19 protein-coding genes are annotated in these 16408 nt (G+C 67.2%); 9 read left to right on the forward strand and 10 right to left on the reverse strand.

Features of this window, described 5'->3' with window-relative positions:
* The 3 genes from VE172_RS02130 to VE172_RS02140 form a co-directional block, all read right to left on the reverse strand.
* Positions 1–454: hypothetical protein (locus VE172_RS02130; RefSeq protein WP_324796476.1), on the reverse strand; the 454-nt coding region annotated here is incomplete at its 3' end.
* Positions 455–509: 55 nt separating this feature from the next.
* Complete coding sequence (locus VE172_RS02135) at positions 510–1136, reverse strand: alpha/beta hydrolase (RefSeq protein WP_324796479.1); 627 nt, start codon at positions 1134–1136, stop codon at positions 510–512.
* Positions 1137–2501: a flavin-containing monooxygenase gene (locus VE172_RS02140; RefSeq protein WP_324796481.1), complete on the reverse strand. Its 1365-nt coding sequence runs from the start codon at positions 2499–2501 to the stop codon at positions 1137–1139.
* 184 nt (positions 2502–2685) lie between these two features.
* Here VE172_RS02140 and VE172_RS02145 point away from each other — a divergent pair, with 184 nt between their 5' ends.
* Together VE172_RS02145 and VE172_RS02150 are read left to right on the forward strand one after the other, a co-directional pair.
* Positions 2686–3714, forward strand: a complete 1029-nt coding sequence (locus tag VE172_RS02145; protein ID WP_324796484.1) for a sensor histidine kinase — start codon at positions 2686–2688, stop codon at positions 3712–3714.
* A gap of 9 nt (positions 3715–3723) precedes the next feature.
* Positions 3724–4401 carry a response regulator transcription factor gene (locus VE172_RS02150; protein ID WP_324796487.1) on the forward strand — a complete coding sequence of 226 codons (678 nt, stop codon included), beginning with the start codon at positions 3724–3726 and terminating at the stop codon, positions 4399–4401.
* Between the two features lie 116 nt (positions 4402–4517).
* Here VE172_RS02150 and VE172_RS02155 read toward each other — a convergent pair whose 3' ends face one another.
* A complete protein-coding gene (locus VE172_RS02155) occupies positions 4518–4955 on the reverse strand; it encodes a cytidine deaminase (RefSeq protein ID WP_324796490.1) in 438 nt (145 codons plus the stop codon).
* A 430-nt stretch (positions 4956–5385) separates the two neighbouring features.
* Here VE172_RS02155 and VE172_RS02160 point away from each other — a divergent pair, with 430 nt between their 5' ends.
* Complete coding sequence (locus VE172_RS02160; RefSeq protein WP_324796493.1) at positions 5386–5646, forward strand: SHOCT domain-containing protein; 261 nt, start codon at positions 5386–5388, stop codon at positions 5644–5646.
* A 114-nt stretch (positions 5647–5760) separates the two neighbouring features.
* Complete coding sequence (locus VE172_RS02165) at positions 5761–6267, forward strand: NUDIX hydrolase (RefSeq protein ID WP_324796496.1); 507 nt, start codon at positions 5761–5763, stop codon at positions 6265–6267.
* Here the strand turns inward: VE172_RS02165 and mgrA are convergent.
* Together mgrA and VE172_RS02175 are read right to left on the reverse strand one after the other, a co-directional pair.
* On the reverse strand, positions 6264–7253 hold the full coding sequence (gene mgrA, locus VE172_RS02170; protein WP_324796498.1) for an L-glyceraldehyde 3-phosphate reductase: 990 nt from the start codon (positions 7251–7253) through the stop codon (positions 6264–6266). The genes VE172_RS02165 and mgrA overlap by 4 nt on opposite strands.
* 25 nt (positions 7254–7278) lie before the next feature.
* On the reverse strand, positions 7279–8469 hold the full coding sequence (locus tag VE172_RS02175; protein WP_324796501.1) for a M20 metallopeptidase family protein: 1191 nt from the start codon (positions 8467–8469) through the stop codon (positions 7279–7281).
* Positions 8470–8635: 166 nt separating this feature from the next.
* On the opposite strand from VE172_RS02175, the gene VE172_RS02180 reads away from it, so the two are divergent.
* A complete protein-coding gene (locus tag VE172_RS02180) occupies positions 8636–9874 on the forward strand; it encodes an ornithine cyclodeaminase, nickel-pincer nucleotide-dependent (RefSeq protein ID WP_324796504.1) in 1239 nt (412 codons plus the stop codon).
* A gap of 74 nt (positions 9875–9948) precedes the next feature.
* Positions 9949–10980, forward strand: a complete 1032-nt coding sequence (locus tag VE172_RS02185) for a C40 family peptidase (protein ID WP_324796506.1) — start codon at positions 9949–9951, stop codon at positions 10978–10980.
* A gap of 207 nt (positions 10981–11187) precedes the next feature.
* On the opposite strand, the gene VE172_RS02190 is transcribed toward VE172_RS02185, so the two are convergent.
* Positions 11188–11562 (reverse strand): hypothetical protein, encoded by a 375-nt coding sequence (locus VE172_RS02190; protein ID WP_324796508.1) that lies wholly within the window; start codon positions 11560–11562, stop codon positions 11188–11190.
* A 121-nt stretch (positions 11563–11683) separates the two neighbouring features.
* Here VE172_RS02190 and VE172_RS02195 point away from each other — a divergent pair, with 121 nt between their 5' ends.
* Positions 11684–12535, forward strand: a complete 852-nt coding sequence (locus VE172_RS02195; RefSeq protein ID WP_324796511.1) for a helix-turn-helix domain-containing protein — start codon at positions 11684–11686, stop codon at positions 12533–12535.
* On the forward strand, positions 12532–12762 hold the full coding sequence (locus VE172_RS02200) for a DUF397 domain-containing protein (RefSeq protein WP_324796514.1): 231 nt from the start codon (positions 12532–12534) through the stop codon (positions 12760–12762). Before VE172_RS02195 ends, VE172_RS02200 begins: the two co-directional genes overlap by 4 nt.
* A 150-nt stretch (positions 12763–12912) precedes the next feature.
* On the opposite strand, the gene VE172_RS02205 is transcribed toward VE172_RS02200, so the two are convergent.
* From VE172_RS02205 to VE172_RS02215, 3 genes are read right to left on the reverse strand one after another with little or no spacing between them, the layout of a single operon-like run.
* Positions 12913–13860, reverse strand: a complete 948-nt coding sequence (locus VE172_RS02205; protein ID WP_324796517.1) for an ROK family glucokinase — start codon at positions 13858–13860, stop codon at positions 12913–12915.
* Positions 13857–14303, reverse strand: a complete 447-nt coding sequence (locus tag VE172_RS02210; protein WP_324796520.1) for an SRPBCC family protein — start codon at positions 14301–14303, stop codon at positions 13857–13859. Before VE172_RS02210 ends, VE172_RS02205 begins: the two co-directional genes overlap by 4 nt.
* An 11-nt stretch (positions 14304–14314) precedes the next feature.
* Positions 14315–14680, reverse strand: a complete 366-nt coding sequence (locus tag VE172_RS02215; RefSeq protein WP_324796523.1) for a hypothetical protein — start codon at positions 14678–14680, stop codon at positions 14315–14317.
* 129 nt (positions 14681–14809) lie between these two features.
* Between VE172_RS02215 and VE172_RS02220 the strand changes: the two genes are divergently transcribed.
* The coding region (locus VE172_RS02220; RefSeq protein ID WP_324796525.1) for an AMP-dependent synthetase/ligase at positions 14810–16408 on the forward strand (1599 nt) is incomplete at its 3' end.

Below are 16408 nucleotides of genomic sequence, written 5' to 3' on the forward strand. Positions count from 1 at the left end.
CCGCGACGATCAGCCCCACGACCAACTGCAGCGTGCTGGTCACCTCGAAGAGGACGTCGACGGGGCCGCGCTGGGGACGGATCACGCTGAGGATGTTGCCGAGGAAGGCCATGGCGCCGAGGGCAAACGCGATCCAGCCGAGCACGAGAACGGCGACGCGCACCTTCACCCGCGATTGCGACAGTTGGCGCGTCAGGACGAACAGCGCGACGGCGGCGGCCGCGGCGACGAGCCACAGCACCATGCGCACCAGCTCCTCGAACAACCCGGACCCAACGTCCGAATACATCATGAAGAGGTTCAGGACCGCCCTGAGACAGGCGAGCAGGTTAGCGACGAACCAGGCGACGGACGCGAAGTACAGAAACAGCACACCGCGTCTGACCTCGGGCGGCGGTGCGATGGCCGGGGCGCCGGGGACAGTCCAGTCGCGATTGTCTTGGGGGTAAGTCATGTGAGCGGATCCTCCCGATGCCACGAGGCTATACCGCTCGACCGTCCAACGGCGACTACTCGCCCCTGTCGTCCAGCCAGTCCAGCAGCGCGTCCAGCGGGGCCTTCCAGCCGGGGTCGTTCATGAAGTCGTGTCCGACGCCGGGGAACAGCAGGGGCGCGCCGCCGTAGGCCGTCGCGGCTTTGTCGAGCACCTTCTCGGGGGCAGCGCGGTCGTCGGGGCTGCCCGCGATCAGGACGCGCGGCGAGCCCGTCGGGTCGGACGGCTTGGACGCCAAGCCCTTGGGCGCCAAGAAGACCGCCGCCTCGGCGGGGTAGCGGGTCAGGGCCCGGGCCACCAGGGGCGCGGCCTTGTCGTGTCCGATCAGGACGGCGCGCCCCGGCAGGCTCACCGCGGCCTGGACGATGTCGTGGACCCTGCCGTCCCGCCCGCCGTCGGCCTTCGGGGTGCCCCCCTGGCCGCGCACGCTCACCGCGTAGCCCGCGCGGCCGCGCTCGGCGATGCGGGGCAGCCAGTGCTCGGTGAACGCGCCGGCGCCGCGGGAATCGCCTGTCACGCACAAGATCGGGGCGAGCGGCTTGTCGTCGTCGGGGTCGAGATCGGGCAGCGACGACAGCAGCTCGCGGTCGACGGGGCTCACGGGCTTGGAACCGTAGCGACGCCTCCAGACGTCCATGCTCATCTAGGCACCGTCCGATTCTTTGTCCAGGGTTTCAATGATCCGCGCCAGGGAGTCCAGATAGAGGTCGTGCGAGACCTCCAGGCGGTGGCGCGGCGAGTCGTTCATCTTTCCGTCGGTGTACCGGGTGCCCGCCTCGGTGACCACGCGATCGCGAAACTGCTTGGCGCGCTCGGGATCGCTGGCGCGGATCCGCAGCCACTTCGCGATCGCCACGGTCTGCCAGTGCACCAGCGGGAAGATCCCCGAATCGGCCTGGATCAGGCCCGCCACGGACAACGTCTCCGAGGACGGGGAGAACATCTGGGCGAACAGGCGGGGGAAGCCGTCGTCGCCGGTGGTGGTGCCGAGCAGCTCGGGGTCGCAGAAGTCGTAGCTGGGGCGGTATCCGGTGGCCAGGACGACCAGATCCGGTTCGGCCGTTGAGGAGTCGGTGAAGACGACGTGGCGCCCGTCGAAGCGGGCGATGTCGGGGCGGGGCTCGAGGTCGCCGTGTCCGATGTGGTGCAGGATGTGGCTGTTGACGATCGGGTGCGACTGGTGCATGTGGTGGTCGGGCCTGGGGAGCCCGAAGCGGGTGGGGTCGCCGCCGACGCGCCTGATGACGTACTCGGTCACCTTGTGCCGCAGGCCCTTGGGCATCCAGGACATCCGCTGCGACAGCTGGTCGGAGGGGCGTCCGAAGAGGTACTTCGGGGTGTACCAGTAGCCGCGCCGGGTGGAGTGCCAGGTGCGGTCGGCGGTGGTCGCCGATTCGCAGGCGATGTCGCATCCCGAGTTGCCCGCGCCGACCACCAGGACCTTCTTGCCGCGCAGGCGGGAGGAGTCGGCGTAGGACGAGGAGTGGATGATCTCGCCGCGGAACGCTTGCTGCCCAGGGTATTCGGGAACGAAGGGGTTCCAGTTGTGGCCGTTGGCGATGACGACGGCGGCGTAGCGGAGGCGGCGCGCGGCCGAGCCCGAGGTGGGCTTGACGATCACGTCGAAGCGACCCCGGTCGGCCTTCTCGATGCGCTCGATCTCGCTGCCGAACCAGATGTGGTCGCGGAGTCCGAAGTGGTCGGCGTAGCGCTCCAGATAGGACAGCACGCGCTTGTGGCCCGGGTAGTCGGGCCAGTCGTCGGGCATCGGGAAGTCGGGGAACTCCGTTTGCGTCCGCGAGGACACCAGGTGGGTGTTGGCGTACATCGGGGAGCGGCGCTGGGTGATGTTCCAGCTCCCGCCGATGCCTGAATCCTTCTCGTAGCAGTCGACCTTGAAGCCGTACTCGCACAGGTTCTTGATCGCCAACAGTCCCGACATTCCGGCACCGATGACGCACACCGTGTCACCGCGATCGTACGCGGCATCCACGCCGTACTCGGGCATCGCACACCTTTCCCACACCACACACGCATTCCAGGGGCGCACCGCAGAGTACCGGTTTCGCTTCGCCAGCGCTAGTACGGATACCGGCATATGCACATCCCCCGATGGTGTACAACCGTCGGAGTAGCCCGGCGCACTCCCGTTGGGCCATGTCGGCGGCCACCGTGCCGCATACTGTGGAGCGATGACCACCCAAACCGCCGTTGACACGCGTCGCGACCGCTGGCCGTGGTGGCTGGCGCGGTTCCCGTGGTTGCTGATTCCGATCCCGATCGCCTTCATCCAGCTGATGGGCACACGCGGCGCCGCCTACATGGCGGGCCACCACGGGGCCTGGTGGAACAACCACGACTGGGCCGCCGCCCCCGTCCCCGTCCCCTGGTACGGCTACGCGCTGGCGCTGATCGGCCCGCTGGCGCTGCTGGCGCTGCGCGGCTTCCCCCGCACGGTCGTGGGCGTCACGGTCGTGACCATGCTGGTGTTCTACTCCCTGGGCCTGCCGAACGGCCCGCTGTTCGTCTCGGTGATCGCGGCGCTGGCGGGGTGGGTCAAGATGGTGCGCGGCGAGCGCGCCGCCCAGGCCAAGAGGGCGCGGGCCGCCGAGGCCGCGCGGCTGGCGGGAGCGGAGCGGCTGCGCATCGCCCAGGAACTCCACGACATCCTGGCCCACCACATCTCCCTGATCAACGTCCAATCGGGAGTCGCGCTGCACCTTGTGGACGAAAGGCCCGAACAGACCCGCACCGCCCTCGCCGCGATCAAGGGCGCCAGCAAGGAGGCGCTGACGGCGCTGCGCGGGGCCCTGGATGCCTTGCGCAACACCGACGACAGCGCGCCCCGCACCCCGACGGCGGGCCTGGCCCAGCTGGACGAACTGGTCGACAGCGTGCGCGCGGCGGGCATCGAGGTGAACCTGCGCGTCGACGGCCAGGCGGCACCGCTGGATCCCGCGGTGGACCTGGCGGCGCTGCGCATCATCCAGGAGTCGCTGACCAACGTGCTGCGCCACTCGGGCGCCACCCGCGCCGACGTCACCATCGACTATGGAGACAGGCTCACGATCGCCGTGTCCGACAACGGAACGGGCGGCGTGCCCATCCCCGGCAACGGGCTGACAGGCATGAGCGAACGCGCCGTCGCCGTCGGCGGCGACTGCACGGCGGGGCCCAACCCCGGCGGCGGCTTCACCGTGTCGGCGCGGCTGCCCCGGTAGGTTTGTGACGTGACCCAAGATCAGATTCGCGTGGTGCTCGCCGACGATCAGGCCCTGGTGCGCGCGGGATTCCGTGCACTGCTGGACTCCTGTGAGGACATCACCGTGGTGGCCGAGGCCAGCGACGGCGCCGAGGCCGTGGAGGCGATCAAGCGCCACGTGCCCGACGTCGCGCTGATGGACATCCGCATGCCTGGCCTGGACGGGCTGTCGGCCACCGCGCGCATCGGCGCCGACCCCGCACTGGAGGACGTCCGCATCGTCATCCTGACCACCTTCGATCTCGACGAGTACGTCTTCGAGGCGCTGCGCTCGGGCGCCAGCGGCTTCCTCGTCAAGGACACCGAACCCGTCGAGCTGCTCCAGGCGGTGCGGGTCGTGGCCCGCGGCGACGCCCTGCTGTCCCCAGGCGTCACCAAGCGCCTGGTCGCCGAGTTCGCCCAGCGCGCCAAGGAACCCATCTCCGACAAGCGCCTCAAGCTGCTGACGGATCGCGAACGCGAGGTGGTCGCCTTGGCGGGCAACGGTTTGTCGAACGAGGAGATCGCGAAGAAGCTGTTCCTGTCCCCCGCCACCGCCAAGACCCACGTCAGCCGCGCCATGGTGAAGCTGCACGCCCGCGATCGGGCTCAGCTGGTGGTGTTCGCGTACGAGTCGGGCCTGGTCCGCCCTGGCTGGCTCGGTTAGGGCGTGTTGGGGGATCCACTTCCGTGGCGAGCGGTTTCCCAATGGATTCGTGCCGACAACGCGGCCAGGCGCCATCGGGGCGCCGCGCAGCAGGAAACGGGATCCCCCAACACGCCCTAAGACTCGCGGCGGCTCCAGCCGCTCTCGTCGGGGTACTGCCGTCCCCAGTACGACACGTGAACCTCGGAAAGCCTGCGGCTCAAGCACTTCGTGGGATCGGCGGGGTCGGGCACACCGACCTCGACATCGGGCCCCCACAACGCCAGGCGCTCGCGACAGATGCCGCATGGCGCCAGGATCACGGGCGCGTCGAACAGCGGATCGCGTGCGACGCACACGGAGTCGGTGACGGCGACGTTCTTCGTGAACGCCTGGATGAAGCCGCCCGTCTCGTGGCACAGGGTGACGCCGCCATTGATGTTCTCGAACGCGACGCTGGTGAAGATCTCCCCGTTCGCGCCCCGCACGGCGGCCGCGCCGCCCTCGGGGTCGTCGGGATGGCGCTCATCCATCTGCGCGACCGCCGCGTCCACCAGCTCCTGATCTACCGCCATGATCCGTCCCTTCGAGAAGTCGGCAGGCAGCGTAACGCGCGTCGATAACGTGGGCAAACGAATTGGCGAGCGAAGGTCGCCCCCCGCGGGTGCGGGGAGCAGACCCGGTATTTGACCTCGGTCTCCCGCATCGCGGGTTCACCCCCGCGCATGCGGGGAACAGTGGGTCCTGGCCGCGCAGGTGGTCACCGGCGATGGTTCACCCCCGCGCATGCGGGGAACAGACTTCTTTACCTGCATCTGCTCAAGTGGTCCCCGTCATTGTGCATCACTTCGGATTCACCGCTCGTCCGTCTTCCCAAAGTGATGTCGCCCCAGGCGCGCCTACCCCCGCCGTGGTAGCCCAACTGCCTCCCGTCGCCCGACGTCACCAGGGGTGGAAATGCGGAGAGTTGGTGTCACAACCACACAACACCTGGAGTTGATTTCCATGAACACCATCACCACCGCGATGTCCACTGGCCTCGCCCACTGGGGCCACTACGGCTGGGGCGGCGGGCCCTGGTTCCTGCTGTTCCCGCTGTTCTGGATCGCCGTCATCGTCGTGATCGCCGCCGTGTTCCGCCGCAAGCGCGGTGGGTGGCACTACAACCATGGCGCCGAGGGCGTGCTGCGGGAGCGGTTCGCTAAGGGCGAGATCTCCGAGGAGGAGTATCGGCAGCGGCTGGAAGTGTTGCGCGCCAAGAACTGAATCTTGAGTTAGCCGAGATGCCGATGGCCCGAGGGGTCATCGGCTCTTTGGCGCCCGCGCTCGGTGTTGACGTACCCGCGTGGTTCGATGTGCGTCGGTATTCAGGAGGGAATCATGATCAAACATGTCACTGCCAGCGCTTTTGTCTTTCATCGCGGCGAGGCGGGTTGGCGCACGGGGCTGATCAGGCACCCGATCTTCGACCGTTGGCTGATGCCTGGGGGCCACGTCGAGGACGACGAGAATCCGCAGCAGAGCGTGGTGCGCGAGGTCGTCGAGGAGACGGGCTTGGAGGGCGTGCGGTTGTGGTCGCCGCCGTCGCCGCTGCCCGCGGTGCCCGATTCGGAGACCGCGACCCACGTGGCGATGCCGCTGTGGATCGTCGAGCACCCCGTTCCCGACGGCGACAACCACCTGCGCGAAACGCACGTCCACGTCGACCACAAGTACCTGGCGATCGCGGACGATCCGACGCCGCGACACACGCCCGACCATCCCTTCGCCTGGTATACGCAGGACGACCTCGCGACCCTGCACACCTTCGACGACATCCGTCACCACCTGGGGGTGCTGTTTCCCGCCGTCGACGGGCTGGCCGCGGAGCTGTCGAACGCGTCCTAGCCCAGGACCGTGTCTATCTCGGCGAGTTCCAGGTCGGTGAAGTCGAGGTTGTCGACGGCGCCGATGTTGGTCTCGAGCTGGGCCACGCTGCTGGCGCCGATGATCAGGCTGGTCATGCGGGGGTCGCGCAGCGCCCAGGCCAGGGCGAGCTGGGCCAGGGACTGGCCGCGCCGCTGGGCGATCTCGCCGAGCGCTCGGACCTTGTCCATGGTGTCGTCCGACAGGTCGGATTCGTTGAGGAACTGGCTGGTGCGCACCCGAGAGTCGGCGGGGATGCCGCCCAGGTAGCGGTCGGTGAGCAGGCCCTGCGCCAGGGGGCTGTAGGCGATGCAGCCCGCGCCCGCCGATTCCAGCGTCCCCAGTAGATTGTCCTCTTCGGTCCAGCGGTTGAACATCGAGTAGGACGGCTGGTCGATGAGCAGAGGCGTGCCCAGGTCCTTGAGGATCTTGGCGGCCTCGGCGGCCTGGGCGGCGTTGTAGTTGGAGATGCCCGCGTACAGGGCCTTTCCCGAGCGGACGATGGCGTCGAGCGCGCCCATGGACTCGGCGATCGGCGTCTCGGGGTCGGGGCGGTGGTGATAGTAGATGTCCACATAGTCCAGTCCCATGCGGCGCAGCGACTGGTCGAGCGAGGCCACCAGGTACTTGCGCGATCCGCCGTCGCCGTAGGGGCCGTCCCACATTCCCCAGCCCGCCTTGGACGAGATGACCAGCTCGTCGCGGTACGGCTTGAAATCGGTGGCCAGGACGCGTCCGAAATTCTCCTCGGCCGAGCCAGGAGGGGGCCCGTAGTTGTTCGCCAGATCGAAATGGGTCACTCCCAGGTCGAAGGCGCGGCGCAGGATCGAGCGCTGCGTCTCCAGGGGACGCTCGTGGCCGAAGTTGTGCCACAGGCCCAGCGAGATCACGGGCAGTTTCAGTCCGCTGCGTCCGCTGCGGCGGTACGGCATCGAGGCGTAGCGGTCGTTTACGGCGAGATACGTCATGGCGCCGAGCCTAACCGCCGACCCGTCACCCGCGGTGCATCCGCCGCACCGCCAGCTCGGCCAGCAGCGCCGCCGCGTCGGCCACGTGTGCGTCGTCGAACGACGACAGCGGCGAGTGGTTGGACGGGGCGTCGGCGAGGTCGGGCGAGGTGCTGGTCCCCAGGAACACGTAGCAGCCGGGCACGTTGTGCAGCACCCGCGAGAAGTCCTCCGAGCCCATCAGCGGCTCCTCCAGGTGCTCGTAGCGTTCGGCGCCGAAGACCTCGCGAACCGTGTCGGCCACGAAAGCGGACTCGGCGGCGTCGTTGATGGTGGCGGGGTATTCCCTGTCGTAACGGACCTCGGCGGTCAGCCCGTGGGCGGTGGCGATGTCGTCGCACAGCTTGACGGCGAGCCGCTCCGCCTGGTCGCGGGCGTCGGCGGAGTACGTCCGCACGGTCGCCTCGAAGCGCGCCCGCGCGGGAATGATGTTGCGGCGGGTGCCCGCGTGGAAGGTGCCCACGGTGATGACCACGGGCTCGAACGGGCTGAAGCGGCGGGTGGTCAGGGTTTGCAGCGCCGTCACCATTTCGCAGGCCACGGGTATCGGGTCCAGCGAGTCCTGCGGGGTGGAACCGTGCCCGCCCTTGCCGACCACGGTGACGAACAGGCCGTCGGACGCCGCCATCAGGCGGTCGGGGCGCGTGCTGAACACGCCGCGGGGGAACGAGCCCGAGAACACGTGGATGCCGTACGCCGCGTCGGCGGGACGGCCCGCCGCCGTCAGCACGCCCTCGTCGATCATGTGCGCCGCCCCGTCCAGGCCCTCCTCGCCGGGCTGAAACATGAAGACCACGTCCCCCGCCAGCTCCTCCGAGTGCGCGCACAGCAGCCGCGCCGCGCCCACCAGGCCCGCCGTGTGCAGGTCGTGGCCGCAGGCGTGCATCGCTCCCTCGTGGATGGATCGATAGTCCACATCGACCTCTTCGGTGATGGGCAGCGCGTCCATGTCGCCCCGCAGCAGCACCACGGGCCCTGGCGCGCCGCCGCGCAGCACGGCCGTCACCGACGACAACCCTTGCCCCACGGCGATTTCCAGCGGCAGCCCCTCGAGCGCGTCCAGCACCGTGCGCTGGGTGAGCGGCAGGTCCAGGCCGATCTCGGGAATGCGGTGCAGCTCACGTCTCAGTGTGGACAGTTCCTCGGCGATGGCGTGGGCTTCGGCGCGCAGGTTCATCCGTCGAATCCTAATCGCGGTTCACCCCGATCGCGCTGGTCGAGCGCGGCCTGAGCGTTCGCGCAAAGCACTTGCGCGAACGGGGGACCTCGGGTGGAATCTCCGATGGACAGGGGGTTACCGTCTGACGGTCGATCAAGATCGGGAAACCAAAAGGAGCGGCCAAGTGGGGTTCAGCGAAACCGTCGAGATTCGCGGTCACATTCTCGACTCGGGCATCCTGGCGCGGGTGCTGGACGACGTCCTGGAGTACTCCAGCGACTACCGCATCGAGCGCCTCGACGTGGGACGCACCCACACCGACGAGTCGTACGTCAAGATCACCGTCCTCAACGACGACCACGAGCAGCTCGACCGCATCGTGATGCGGCTGCAAACCCACGGCGCCAACAAGATCGACCCCGGCCAGGCCCTGCTGCGTCCCGCGCCGCACGACGGCGTCTTCCCCGAGGACTTCTACTCGACCACCAACCTCGACACCCGCGTCCGCACGGACACGACGTGGCTGACGGTCGCCAACCCCGAGATGGACTGCGGCATCATCATCGACGGCGACTCCGCCCGCACCCTCCCCGTCTCGGACGTCCGCGCGGGCGAGCTCGTCGTGTGCGGCTCGGGCGGCATCAAGGTGGTCCCCCTGCCCGAACCCGAGCGCGGCGACCCCTCCGAGCCCAGCTTCGAGTTCATGTCCTCCGACGTCTCGAGCGAAAAACCCCAGGCCCTGCTGGTGCGCCAGGTCGCCGAGCGGATGCGCGAGGTCAAGGCCCGCGGCGAGAAGATCCTGTGGGTCGGCGGCCCCGCCATCGTCCACACGGGAGCGGCCCCCGCCCTGGTCGCGCTCATCGAAGACGGCTACGTGGACGTCCTGTTCGCGGGCAACGCCCTTGCCGCCCACGACATCGAGTCGGCCCTGTACGGCACCTCCCTGGGCGTCGACCTCGACAAGGGACACGGCGTCCCGCACGGCCACGAGCACCACATCCGCGCCATCAACCGCATCCGCGGCTGCGGCTCGATCGCCGACGCCGTCAGCGAGGGCGTGCTGCGTTCGGGCGTGATGCACGCGCTCGTCAACAAGGGCAAGCGCTTCGTCCTGGTCGGTTCGGTGCGCGACGACGGCCCGCTCCCCGACGTCTACACCGACGTGATCGACGGCCAGCGCGCCATGCGCGAATGCCTCGGCGGCGTGGGCTTCGCGATCATGGTGGCGACCATGCTGCACTCGATCGCCACGGGCAACATGCTGCCCGCCTCGGTGCCGCTGGTCAGCGTCGACATCAACCCCGCCACGGTCACCAAGCTGGCCGACCGCGGTTCGGCACAGGCCACGGGCATCATCACCGACATCGGCCTGTTCTGCGAGCAGCTCGCCACCGAATTGGTCGTCGGCTATAAACGCGACTGATTTGAGGCTTGCTGGTTACAGCCTTTTCGCCGTAAATTGACATCCCGCGATATGTCGATTTATGGAGGCGTGTGGTGCCCGAATTTTCTCGCCGATCGATGCTCAAGGCCAGTGCCGTCACGGGACTGGGTCTAGCTGCGGCAACGCTCGCCGCTGGAGTAGCCACCGCCGACCCCAAACCGCGCCCGCGCGCATGGCAGGTCGGCGATACGGCGTATGTGGATGTCGCCGTGGCGACATTGTGGGTCAACGCCAAAAAGGATCGCAAGGTGGACGCCCCCTCCACAACGAATCCCGTGGACATGCGGGCCTGGACCAAGGCGATGACGCTGAAGCAGCGCCACTGGCTGGTCGGAAACCTCGAGACCGCGGCGCTGCTGGGGCAGACGGTGACGATCACGGACGTCGACGGCGCGTGGGTCAAGGTCGTGGTCCACGACCAGCCGACGCCGCGCGACCCGCGCGGCTACCCGGGCTGGATGCCGAGCGTCCAGCTGACGGACAAGGCGCTCGCCGACGGGAAGTTCGCGCAGGTGAAGTCGGCGACGACGTGGTTGTACGACGACTCGGGTCTGGGCAAGAAGTTCATGGAGATCAGCTACTGCACCAGGCTTCCCGTGGTGGACGCGTCCACGACCGCGGTGAAGGTGTCGACGCCAACGGACGGCGACAAGTGGGTCGCCACAAGCGATGTGGACGTCTATGCGACCGCAGACGACATTCCGAAGCCGAGCGGCGCCGACCTGGTGGCCGACGCGAAGATGTTCCTCGGGTTGCCTTATCTGTGGGCGGGGGTGTCGGGCTTCGGGTTCGACTGCAGCGGGTACACGCATTCGCTGTATCGCGTGCACGGCATCACGATCCCCCGCGACGCGGGCGACCAGAAGGACGCGGGCACGCCCGTGAACGCCGACTCGCTGGTAGCTGGCGACCTGCTCTTCTACGGCACCAGCTACATCCACCACGTCGGGATGTGCATCGGCGACGGCAAGATCATCGACGCGCGGACGAACACCGATACGACGGAGCAGGTCATCGAGATCGTCCCGATCGCCGACCACCCGTACGCGGATGAGTTCGCGGGGGCGGTGCGGTACCTGGTTTAGGGGTTCCTCAACGCCAACCCCGCGTGGGCGGGAACCAAACCGAGCGATGCTAACTCCATTGTGCTCACTTTGGTTCACCTCCGTGCGCGCGGATGAATCGTCCAAGGGTGCCAAGCGCCCCGCGTCTACCCCAAACTCAGCATCGCTGGCCCCCCAACTATTCAAGAGCCCCTGTTCGGTCTCCGGCGGGGACAGTGACACGACTCTTCAACCCAATCGGGAGGTCCGTACCGTCGCCTGTCCGTCGATCCAGATCAGCTCAAGCCCGCCCTCTGGTGCCTGAGGGAAGTACTTGCGAATGTCCTCGGCCGTGCTGAGCTGCCACCGTTGGTCGCCCCGAACGGACTCGACGACCACCTCGCCTTGTCCATAGTCGAACCCCCATGCCAGTATCGCGGAGTTCTTTGTCTGCGGATCGTGCCCCACGACGCCGAACCGCAACGGCGCCTGCGCCGTCACCATTCTGCGCACTTCGGTGTTCCATTGCGGACTACCGAAGGTGGGTAGTGTGTGAAAGCTGTGTCCGTTGGCCATGAGAATCTTCCCTCCAGGAGGATCGGTGATGCTCTCAGGGGAGATCATATGTTAGACGTCTAATAAAACAGCTAGCAAAACTGTCGTGTTCCTGACAGTGCTAGGGGTAAGGCTGTTCTCGGAGCCCTAGTAGAAGATGTACTGAAAGGCGTAGAAGGGGATTTCAGACATGCCAGGACGTATCGACCCGATCGCTCGACGATGGTTGCTTGGCGGTGAGATAGCGCGTCGTCGCGAGGCCAGCGGGTTGTCGCTTGCCGAAGTCGCGAGCGCGTCTGGGTTGACACGGGCGAAGCTTGGGCATTGGGAGACAGGGCGCCATGCACCAACCCGAGAAGACCTTCGAAAAATGCTGGAAACGTGCAGGGTCGCGGAGAGCGACATCGAGCTGCTTGATGATCTCGCGTCGCGGTCTCAAGGCAAACCGTGGTGGGATCGATGGAACGGGGTCGTGTCAAGTTGGCTTGGCCTGTACCTGGGGTTGGAAGGCATGGCCACCACCGTGTTCGCATATGAGCCTGTACTGATCCCAGGACTTCTTCAAACCACCGACTACGCAAACGAGCTGACGGCCAAGGCGATCTTGGTGCGTGGTGACGACATTGATCGGTTCGTTGAACTCAGGATGGCCAGGGCCGAGCGTTTGACGATGGAACCTAGGTTGAACTATCACGTGGTGATTGAGGAAGCCGCGTTTCGACGTCGAACCAAGAACGCTCGCACCATGCGAGACCAGTGCGCTCACCTCCTGGAATTGACCAAACAGAACAACGTGCTGATTCAAGTTCTTCAGTCGGATCGTGGCCTGCACCCCGCGACATCTATGGGCCAGTATGTGATTTTGGACTTTGAAGGCCTGGGCGGCGTTGCTTACCGTGAACTGTATGACGATGCCGTGTTCATTCGAGACCGTGACAAGCTGAAGTCTTACAGGCTCGCAGCTGGGCACGCGAAGTCTGAAGCCTTGTCCCCGAAGGAATCCCGAGCGTTCATTGCCAAACTTAGGAAGGAACTGACGTGACATCCACCGTGTTCACCCCCCACACGGATGTCGTCTGGCGCAAGAGCAGCTACACGGCAGAAAACGGCACATGCGTTGAGTCTGGAGTCATTGGCGCGCACCATGTCGCGGTTCGTGATAGCAAAGATCCTGACGGTGGCGTCCTTACGATGACCTCCGCCGAATGGCGCGACTATCTAGCATCCGTCGCATCGGGAGCGTTTGATCGCCGAACGGACACCAACTAGCCCACGCCCACCGACGACGCCCTGGTGAACCGCCCTTGGTGAGTTTCAAGTTGTCGCGGGTACCGATCGCTCCGCTCACGCGGAAGTGACCCGAGCACACCAGGGGCGTGCTTGTGGAACATGTGGGACGCTCCGCAAACGCGGGGCTCCCTACCTCCGCGCCAGATCGGCCGCGCCGATGATGCCCGCCTCGGGGCCCATCTCGGCGGCGACGATCTCGGCGGCGGGGAACCGACCCCGCGCGTTCAGCACCGCGTTGTAGCGCTCCCGAGCGGGCGTCAGCAGCAACTCCCCCGCGTTGATGACTCCCCCGCCGATGATGATCACGTCGGGGTCGAGCAGCTGGACGATGTCGGCCAGCGCCTCGCCGAGGTAGCCGCCCGCCTTGTTGAAGGCGCCCAACGCGATCGGGTCGCCCTTGCGGGCGGCGTTGGTGACCATGGGGCCCGTGATCGCGGCGGGGTTGGCGTCGGCGTGTTCGAGCAGCTGGCGCGCCTCGTTGGGGTGGGTCAGGGCGTCCTGGCGGGCGAATCGGACCAGGGCGTTGCCGCTGGCGTACTGCTCCAGGCATCCCGAGCGCCCGCAGCCGCAGGTCACCCCGTCGGGTACGGCGAGGGTGTGGCCGAATTCGGCGGCGATGCCGTGGGCGCCGCGCACCAGCTGTCCCTCGAGGACGATGCCGCCGCCGATACCCGTGCCGACGGTGAACAGCGTGGCGCTGTTGGCCTTGCGGCCCGCGCCGAAGCGGAATTCCGCCCAGGTGGCGACGTTGGCGTCGTTTTCCACCACGACGGGGATGTCGACCTCGGACATGATCGAGTCGCGCAGCGGTTCGTCGCGCCAGGCGAGGTTCGGTGCGAACAGGACGGTCGAGCGCTTCTCGTCGATCCAGCCCGCCGCGCCGATGCCGATGGCGTCGACGTCGTGGTCGGCGCGCAGTTCCCTGATGATCTGGGCGATCACCGCGCGGATCTGGGCGGGGTCCTGGGCGGGGCTGGGGCGCAGGGTGGTGGTGAGGACCTTGCCCTCGGCGTCCACCACGCCCCCGAGCACCTTGGTGCCGCCGATATCGACACCGATCGTCAAGCCGCTGCTCATCGCGTGCCCTCCACTCGCTTCTTCAGTTCCTTGAGGGCCGAGTCCATGATGATCTTCTCGGCCTTGCGCTTGAACATGCCGAGCATCGGAATGCTCAAGTCGACCGCGAGAGTGTAAGTCACTCGGGTGGTGCCGTCGCCTTGATCGTCCAAGTCGTAGGAACCGGTCTGGGCCTTTTGCACCGAGGAGGGCTTGTCGAGAGTCCAGCTGATGCGGTTGAGGTCCTCGGAGTAGTCGTACCGCAGCTCGTAGGTGTCCTTGAAGATGCCCGCGTCGATGCGGAACTTGACCAGGTGGCCGTAGCCGTCCTCGAATTCCTCGAGGACCTCGGTGGACTGCATGCCGCTGATCCACTCGGGATAGGCGCCGAATTCCGCGATGACCTCCGCGATCCGTGCGCTCGGCGCATCGATCACGATGGATTGAGTCGATGAGTCCACCATGAAGCGACACCCTACCCGCAGCCCGCTTCACAGTCGTCCTTGAGGCTCATGAGGACTGTGGACATTCGAGTGCGCGTTCGCCTGCTCAGCCAGGCGGCGCGCCATCCCGACCAGGGTTTGGCGCGGCGGTCGACGCGGGCGAAGGCGTGGAGGACGCACCCGTCGGCGCTGAGCCGTTGGATCCACACCTCGGTGCTGCCGTCGACGCGGGTGTCGTCCAGCGACCAGCGGATGCCCTCCAGGCCGCGCTCCTCGCCGACCCGTACCATCCATTGTGGCCATAGGGCGGCGGCCAGGCCGCGATCGGCGACGCGTGGCGCCACGACGGCGGCGGGCGCGTGCACGTATGTTTCAACAATGAGATCGATCTGTGGCACGGCTGTATCCTCCACCGGGCTGTACAACCCACCGTACCCGGCGGTAACGTGCTGATGTGTCCCGCTGATGTCCACGGAATTTCGCGTCGATCACTCCTCGCCGCGAACGCAAGCCAATGGAGGCGCGCCGTGCGCGAATTTGCCGTACCCGCGGTCGTCGAGATCCCCGACGACCACAACACGACCACGCACCTGTGGACGAACACCGCGAATTATCCCGACCGCGCGATCTTCGCGCTGCCCGACGGCGACGGTTGGCACGACATCAGCTTCACCGAGTTCCGCGACCGGGTGGTGGCCGTGGCGCGCGGCCTGGCCGCGTCGGGAGTCGGCCCCGGGGACCGGGTGGCGTTGTTCAGCCGCACCCGTTTCGAGTGGACCCTGTTCGACTACGCGATCTGGACGGCGGGCGCGGTCACGGTTCCCGTGTACGACTCGTCCAGCGCCGAGCAGGTGAGGTGGATTCTGTCGGACTCCGGCGCGGTGGCCTGCGTCAGCGAGACCACCGCCAACACCGCCACCGTGGAGTCCGTGCTGTCGTCGATCCCGGACGTCAAGCAGCTGTGGACGATCGACGACGGCGCTGTCGACACGCTCACCGAGGCCGGCACGAGCACCTCGATCGACATCGAGGAGCGCCGCACCTCGCGCCGCGCCGACGACCTGGCCACGATCGTCTACACCTCGGGCACGACGGGGCGCCCCAAGGGCTGCATGCTGACCCACCGCAACCTGGTCGCCGACATCTCCAACATCCTGCCCGAGCTGCGGTCGATGTTCCGCGAGGACGCCTCCACCCTGATGTTCCTGCCGCTGGCGCACGTGTTGGCCCGCATCATTCAGGTCGGGACCATCCAGTCGCGGGTGCGGGTCGGGCACATCTCCGACCCCAAGCACCTGGTCGACACGATGCCGGGCTTTCGTCCCGACTTCGTCATCGCGGTGCCCAGGGTGTTCGAGAAGGTCTACAACGGCGCCGAGCAGAAGGCCGTCGACGGCGGCAAGGGGAAGATCTTCGCCGCGGCGACCCGCACCGCCATCGCCTACTCCAAGGCCCTGGACGCGGGCGGCCCCGGGCGGCTGCTTCGCTTGAAGCACAGCCTGTTCGACAGGCTCGTCTACAGCAAGATCCGCGAGGTGATGGGCGGACGATGTCACTCCGCGATCTCCGGCGGCGCGCCGTTGGGCGAGCGGCTGGCGCACTTCTTCCGCGGCGTCGGCGTGACCATTTACGAGGGCTACGGCCTGTCCGAGACCTCGCCGGTGGTGGCGCTCAACCTGGACACCGCCCACCGGGTCGGCACCGTCGGCAAGCCGATCCCGGGTACGTCCATCCGCATCGCCGACGACGGCGAGCTGCTCATCAAGGGCCCCCAGGTCTTCGCCGGTTACTGGCAGAACGATGCCGCCACCGCCGAGGTGATGGACGACGAGGGCTGGTTCCACTCCGGCGACATCGCCGAGATCGACGCCGACGGCTTCCTGAAGATCACCGGCCGCAGCAAGGAAATCATCGTCACCGCCGGCGGAAAGAACGTCGCCCCCGCCCCCATGGAGGACGTGGTGCGCGCCCACCCGCTGGTGGGTCAGTGCCTGGTCGTCGGCGACGGCAAGCCCTTCGTGTCGGCCCTGGTCTCGCTGGACCCCGAGGCGCTGCCGGGCTGGCTCCAACGCCACGACAAGTCCGCCGATCTCACCATCGCCGACCTCGCCGAGGACGCCGAGCTG

Origin of the sequence: Stackebrandtia sp., assembly GCF_035643755.1 — a bacterium.
GTDB lineage: Bacteria > Actinomycetota > Actinomycetes > Mycobacteriales > Micromonosporaceae > Stackebrandtia.